The sequence below is a fragment of the Bartonella sp. CL434QHHD genome (assembly GCF_042195145.1).
In the GTDB taxonomy this organism is placed as follows: Bacteria; Pseudomonadota; Alphaproteobacteria; order Rhizobiales; family Rhizobiaceae; genus Bartonella.
In genome coordinates this window covers 1-1,338 of sequence record NZ_JBHINT010000048.1, presented here as the reverse complement: position 1 = coordinate 1,338, position 1,338 = coordinate 1, and the positions used below count along the sequence as shown (strand labels likewise).

The following is a 1,338-nucleotide window of genomic DNA, read 5'->3' as shown; positions in this document are numbered from 1 at the left end:
AGTTATGATATTAAGAGCGTACGGAAAGAGGCAAGGCAAGCAGCTGCCGTTGGTCTAGCAGTATCCAACCTACGTTACTTCGACGAGCCAGGATCTTTGAGTGTCTCATTTGGTAGCGGCACATGGCGTGGACAATCCGCATTTGCCCTTGGTGCTGGTTATACATCTGAAAACGGAAAAATCCGCTCTAATCTCTCTGCCACGAGTGCTGGTGGTCATTGGGGCATAGGTGGTGCAATTACTCTGAAAATAAAATAATACGAACAACGAAAACAAAACATCCACCCTTATTTATTGAAATAAGGGTGGATATTTTTTTTACAGACGCACAGTATTTATCTAGAGATAAGCATAATATTTGATGAGGCTATAGACTGTGATGTTTTATAGAAGATTTTCTATATTTTGTTGAAAAAAGATCATAGTAGAATCCATATTGCTAAAAAGTTATATTTTTATGTTGCTATTTTCATGAACAGCCTATAGCAATATGGGAGTGTATATTAGTAAGACTCATTTTGATGAAATAACTTTCAAAGGGGGAAAAGTAGTGCGTAAAGATAAAAGGTACATCACGGGACCGCGCATATATCATTATATGATATATTAAAAAGAAAAAATCCAACTAAAAAGCCGTTATCCAAGGAAAACTATATTCCAGACATATTACAATTTCTTTTTACTTTACTTATTATTAACAAAACCATGCTTTCTAATAAAAATAAAGTCTATAATTAGGAAAATACATACTAAAACCTAGTACAAAGGATTTTATAGTAACCACTACCAAGTAAAATGTAATATTAAATATAAAGACCCCTTTTTAGTTAGAAAAAACAGCACACTAAAAAACTTAGACTCTAAATGTGTCATCTTTATGTCCACAAAACATAATCAAAAAAACAAACATTTAGGTCCCAATACAGAGAGCACAAACAAAACAAGACTAAAGACTCAAAATGTTCACACTCTAAGCAATGATCGTCTACTCTGAATTCCAAAGACATCAATAATGCTAAAATGTGTCTTTTTTATGTTTTGGAGGTGTTTTTAAGTTTTTTCATTGGAGAGTTTGTTATGAAAAAATTATATGCCCCACAAGCTGCGAGTGAATTAAAACGTTCTCGTTTTTCTTTTGTTAAAGTTCTTTCGTTGGCTATAGCGGCTACATTCTTATCGAATGTTACGCCTGTTTTTTCAGCAAATCCTGATTTTAGAAACACATTTCTTGAAGGTGTAAAAAATGCCGGTGTGTCTTATCCACAAAGCCTTCTCTCTGTTGCTGGTTTGAATGCTTCTGATGATTACGCAAATTTTTTAACCAAAACCCTTTCTGGT

Annotated in this window: 2 protein-coding genes; both read left to right on the top strand. The window is 33.9% G+C overall.

All coding sequences use genetic code 11. The features are described from left to right. Window positions 1-258 (top strand): YadA-like family protein (locus tag ACFILN_RS08410; RefSeq protein WP_375661069.1); only part of this gene is annotated, 258 nt, incomplete at its 5' end. An 819-nt stretch (window positions 259-1,077) separates the two neighbouring features. Then, on the top strand, window positions 1,078-1,338 hold a 261-nt coding region (locus ACFILN_RS08405), incomplete at its 3' end, for a hypothetical protein (RefSeq protein ID WP_375671277.1).